This window comes from Streptomyces sp. P5F9 (assembly GCF_057961495.1).
In genome coordinates this window covers 1-4,852 of the sequence record NZ_JBXVPZ010000613.1, presented here as the reverse complement: position 1 = coordinate 4,852, position 4,852 = coordinate 1, and the positions used below count along the sequence as shown (strand labels likewise).

General features: G+C 67.8%; 4 protein-coding genes and 1 pseudogene. 2 read left to right on the top strand and 3 right to left on the bottom strand.

Annotated elements, in window-relative coordinates:
• Nucleotides 1-87: 87 nt before the first annotated feature.
• Nucleotides 88-687, top strand: coding sequence for a hypothetical protein (locus AC31A1_RS46895; RefSeq protein ID WP_489659175.1), 600 nt, complete (start codon nt 88-90; stop codon nt 685-687).
• A gap of 9 nt (nt 688-696) precedes the next feature.
• Here the strand turns inward: AC31A1_RS46895 and AC31A1_RS46890 are convergent, their stop codons facing one another.
• The 3 genes from AC31A1_RS46890 to AC31A1_RS46880 all read right to left on the bottom strand — a co-directional run bounded on the left by AC31A1_RS46890 (nt 697) and on the right by AC31A1_RS46880 (nt 4,354).
• Nucleotides 697-972 (bottom strand): hypothetical protein, encoded by a 276-nt coding sequence (locus AC31A1_RS46890; protein ID WP_489659174.1) that lies wholly within the window; start codon nt 970-972, stop codon nt 697-699.
• A gap of 73 nt (nt 973-1,045) precedes the next feature.
• Nucleotides 1,046-2,872 (bottom strand): bifunctional metallophosphatase/5'-nucleotidase, encoded by a 1,827-nt coding sequence (locus AC31A1_RS46885; protein WP_489659173.1) that lies wholly within the window; start codon nt 2,870-2,872, stop codon nt 1,046-1,048.
• 198 nt (nt 2,873-3,070) lie between these two features.
• Nucleotides 3,071-4,354 carry an adenylosuccinate synthase gene (locus AC31A1_RS46880; RefSeq protein WP_489659172.1) on the bottom strand — a complete coding sequence of 428 codons (1,284 nt, stop codon included), beginning with the start codon at nt 4,352-4,354 and terminating at the stop codon, nt 3,071-3,073.
• Nucleotides 4,355-4,540: 186 nt separating this feature from the next.
• Here AC31A1_RS46880 and AC31A1_RS46875 point away from each other — a divergent pair.
• Nucleotides 4,541-4,852, top strand: a pseudogene (locus AC31A1_RS46875) (diacylglycerol kinase); the annotation flags it as partial.

Sequence of the window (4,852 nt, the reverse complement as noted above, 5' to 3'; positions counted from 1 at the left end):
CCCCCAAGAAATGTGACACTCCCACCCCCATCTGTCACATTTCCAAAACCCACTACGCCCCCGGCTAGCCGTCGAGAGGCTGTCCTTGTGAGCACGCACGCCCCGCCCGGCATGGGCGCCATGTACCGAGCCGTGCTGGACACGATGGCCGAGCACGGTCCGCGTCAGCCTCCCATCGCGCAGATCGCGCGGCTGGCCCTCACCAACCGCCAGTTCATCTACCGGAACTGGCCCGACCTCAAGGTTCTGTTCCGGGACGCCTGCGCGGCGGAACTGGATCGCGTCCTGCATCGGGCGGCCGAGGTGCCGGGCACGTGGGACGACCCGCTGCCGCCGACCTGTCTCGTGATCGCGCAGATCGTGCGCGCCGCCAGGATGCTCCGCGAGCACCCCGTGACCCTCGCCACCGCCCGCACCAGCCCCGACCTCTGCCTCACCGCGCTCGCCGGGCCGGTCACACCGTTCCACACGAGCGCACTGCAGTGGGTCCGGTTCTGCCTCTACCCGCTGTACTCGGGCAGCGAACTGGAGGCCCGCGCCGACGCCCTGTTCACCGTCGCGGCGCCCTTCGCACTCGTCCCGCCCGCGTCCCCGGAACCCGCCGAACGGGACCGCCTCGACGGACAGTTGCGCTCAGCTCTGCACCTCTGTCTGACCAGCGCCCCGGCCTGTACCGACTGCGGCTGAGAGGACGCGCTAGAGGTCTTGCAGGATCCACAGGCAAACCGTCAGCACCGCGACCCCGCGCACGGTGGTCAACGCCAGGTTCGCGGTGTTCAGGCGCCGTCCCCGTACCCACAGCGCCCATGTCACGGCCAGGGACACCGCCACCGCGAGGACCACCGCGAAGTCCGGCCGCGCGTAGGGGACGTTCCACCAGGGCCACAGCAGATACGTCCACCACACCACGGCCGCCGTACTCACCACGGACTCCACCACCAGGGCGGTACGTGCCTCACGGGATTCGATCATCCGGCTCCTCATCCCTGCTTGAGACACCGCTGCCCGGGGTGCTCCCGGGCAGCGGTCGAAAGGTGTCCGGGGTCTAGAAGACCGCCGTCCCGGCCTGCGTCAGCTTCCAGTTGGTCGCCGCGAACGCCGTCGGGTCGATCGTGCCCTTGGCCGTGGCGTAGGCGATCATCAGGTCGCGGACCTGGTTGGTGGAGCTGTAGGCCGTCTCCGCGGCGGCAATGTGCGGGTAGCCGCTGCCGCCGTTGGCGCGGTAGTTGTTGACCGCGACGACGAAGACCTGGTCGTCGGCGACCGCCGTGCCGTTGTAGGTCAGGTTCTTGATGCGGGAGCCCTCGGCCGCCGCGATGTCGATCTCGTAGTCGACGCCGGCCGCCGTGTCGTACATGTAGTCCCAGAAGCTGTTGGCGTTCGTCAGCGTCGCGGTGTCCACCTTCGTGCCGGCCGGCACCTGGTGGTAGTACTTCGCCGCGTACTCCAGGTAGTCCTTGAGCTGGGCGCCGGTGAGCTTCTTGCCGTACAGGGTGTTCTCGTAGATGTAGAGGCCCGCGACGTCGCGGATCGTCACGTCGCCGGCCGGGATGACGGCCGTACGGCTGAAGCACGCGGCCACCGAGATCAGCGGGAGCGCGGCGTCCGCCGTGGACAGGCCCGACTTCACGGCGTCCATCTGGACCTGGTGGATGAAGTCGATGGCGGGGACGTCCTTCCAGCAGGCGTCCGCCGTCGACATGGCCGCCGTACAGGTGCCGATCGCCGTGTTGACGTACTTGACGACCAACTCGTGGTCGGCGGTGAGGAGTTCGGTGATCCTCTTGTCCTCCGCGACTGTGTTGCTGTTCAGCGTGGTCGCGGTGGTGCTGGTGATCTTCCAGCAGCCGCGCTCCAGTTCCAGCTCGAAGTCGAAGACGGAGAGGCGGTAGCCGTAGCAGTACGGCTCGGAGAGGACGACGTCCTTGCCGCTCTCCTCGTTCTTCACCGTGTACGACGGGACGTCGACGTGCGTGTGGCCGACGAGGATGGCGTCGATGCCGGGGACCTGCGCGGCCACCAGGTTCGAGGCGTTCTCCACGTACGGGAGTTCGTCGCCCCACGATGTCGAGCCGTCCAGGCCCGAGTGGTCGGTGAGGAAGACGACGTCACAGCCCAGCGCGCGCAGCCGGGGCACGTACTTCTTCGCCTGTTCGACCAGGCCGGTGAAGGTCATCTTCCCGGAGACGTTGTCCTTGTCCCACAGGGCGATGCCCGGGTTGGTGAGGCCGAGGATGCCGACCTTGATGTCGGGCGCCCCGGGGACCTTGATGCGCTTGACCGTGTAGGGCTGGAAGGCCGGCTTCAGCGACTTCGCGTCCAGCGCGTTGGCACCGAGCAGCGGGAAGTGGCACTGCTTCTCGAAGGTGCGGACGACCTCGATGCCGTAGTTGAACTCGTGGTTGCCGAGGGCGGCGGCGTCGTAGCGCATCTCGTTCATGGCGATCGCCATGGGGTGCTTGGGGCCGCGCTTGCCGTCCTTGCCGGTGATCGGGTCGACGCTCGCGTAGTACGACGCGAGGGACGTGCCCTGGATGATGTCGCCCGCGTCGACGAGGAGCACCCGGCCCTCGCCCTTCTGCACGCGCAGGTTCTTGACGAGGGTGGCGATACGGGCGATGCCGTACGTGTTCCCCTTGGAGTCCACCGGGACCGCGTTGGAGTAGTAGTCCCAGTTGAAGACGTGGCTGTGCAGGTCGGTCGTACCCAGGATGGAGAACGACCAGGTCTTGGGCGCCTTCGGCGGCCTGGCGGGGGTGTACTCGGCGGCTTGCGCACTCCCGGCGCCAACGGTTCCCGCTACGGCCACGGCAGCGCCGGTGACGGCGGACTTCTGCACGAACTCACGGCGATTCATGGGATTGACGGGCATTCGGGACTCCTGGGAGGGCGCGGAAGGCGGGTGTTGCATGCGGGGAGCGGCGGGCTACCCGCGTAGATGCTGGCCTCCACCTGTTACCGGCGTAACCACGGACAGCCCAAGGGCCGGTCAAGGTTTCCCAAGACCGGCCCAAGTACAGCCGTCAACCTCGGCTACGACAGCCGCCCGACCTCAGCTCCAACCGCCGCTCTAGATGAACGAGTTGATCTCGATCGTCTCCGTGCGGCCGGGGCCGACGCCGATCGCGGAGATCGGGGCGCCCGACATCTCCTCCAGCGCCTTCACGTACGCCTGGGCGTTCTTCGGGAGGTCCGCGAAGGTCTTGGCCTTCGTGATGTCCTCGCTCCAGCCGGGCAGGGTCTCGTAGATCGGCTTCGCGTGGTGGAAGTCGCTCTGCGAGTACGGGAGTTCCTCGACGCGCTTGCCGTCGATCTCGTACGCCACGCAGACCGGGATCTCCTCCCAGCCGGTGAGGACGTCGAGCTTGGTGAGGAAGAAGTCGGTCAGGCCGTTCACGCGGGTCGCGTAGCGGGCGATGACCGCGTCGAACCAGCCGCAGCGCCGGTCGCGGCCGGTGGTGACGCCCCGCTCGCCGCCGATGCGGCGCAGCGCGTCGCCGTCCTCGTCGAAGAGTTCCGTCGGGAACGGGCCGGAGCCGACCCGGGTCGTGTACGCCTTCAGGATGCCGATGACCCGGCTGATCTTCGTCGGGCCGACACCGGCACCCGTGCAGGCGCCGCCTGCGGTCGGGTTCGAGGACGTCACGAAGGGATACGTACCGTGGTCGATGTCCAGGAGGGTGCCCTGGCCGCCCTCGAAGAGGACCACCTTGTCGTCCTCCAGCGCCTTGTTGAGGATCAGCACCGTGTCGGCGACGTACGGCTTGAGGCGGTCCGCGTAGGACAGCAGTTCCTCGACGACCTGCTCGACGGCGATCGCGCGCCGGTTGTAGAGCTTGGTGAGCATCTGGTTCTTGATGTCGAGGGACGCCTCGACCTTCTGGGTCAGGATCGACTCGTCGTAGAGGTCCTGGACCCGGATGCCGACGCGGTTGATCTTGTCCGCGTAGGTCGGGCCGATGCCGCGGCCGGTGGTGCCGATCTTCCGCTTCCCGAGGAAGCGCTCGGTCACCTTGTCCACCGTCACGTTGTAGGGCGTGATGATGTGAGCGTTGCCGCTGATCAGGAGCTTGGACGTGTCGACGCCGCGCTCGTTCAGCCCGTTCAGCTCGGAGAACAGGACCGACGGGTCGACGACGACACCGTTTCCGATGACCGGAGTGCACTCCGGTGTGAGGATCCCGGAAGGGAGCAGGTGAAGGGCGTACTTCTGATCGCCCACGACTACCGTGTGGCCGGCGTTGTTGCCGCCCTGGTAGCGCACCACATAGTCGACGGACCCACCTAGCAGGTCCGTCGCCTTTCCCTTGCCTTCGTCACCCCACTGAGCACCGAGCAGCACAAGTGCGGGCACGCGCGTACACCCCTTCCGGGCGGGGCATGTCCAAGGTCAGAGGCGTACGCGGCACGTGTGTGCCTCGTACGCCGGCGGCCCTCGTCGGCCGCGACCCGTCGGACCGGATGCCCCGGAATAGACGAAGCCCCTGGCGCAATAGCGCAAGGGGCTCTTGCACAAAGATGCTACCCGAGGAAGCGAGGCATGGCCGAGGTGGCGACTTTCGCGACTTCCGATCAGCTGCTGATCGTCATCGATCCGGCCGCCCGGCGCACCGACGCGGAGTCCGTCCGCATCGCGAAAGACGTGCTCAGCGCGGGTGCGGCGACGAAGGTGTGCCTGCCGGAGGGGCCCGAGGAATTCGCCCGGGTCCTGGCGCGGCGGGGTTCGCGCCGGCCGGTGCTGGTGGGCGACGACCGGGCCCTGATGCGGGCCGTGTCCCTGTTGCACCGGCAGCGGGAGCTGGCCGGATGTGCGCTGTCGATGGTGCCGGTGGGGGGTGGGCTGTCCCTGGCG

Coding starts and splice junctions, on each gene's coding strand:
- AC31A1_RS46890 (WP_489659174.1), bottom strand. CDS start 972: ATGATCGAATCCCGTGAGGCACGTACCGCCCTGGTGGTGGAGTCCGTG.
- AC31A1_RS46885 (WP_489659173.1), bottom strand. CDS start 2,872: ATGCCCGTCAATCCCATGAATCGCCGTGAGTTCGTGCAGAAGTCCGCC.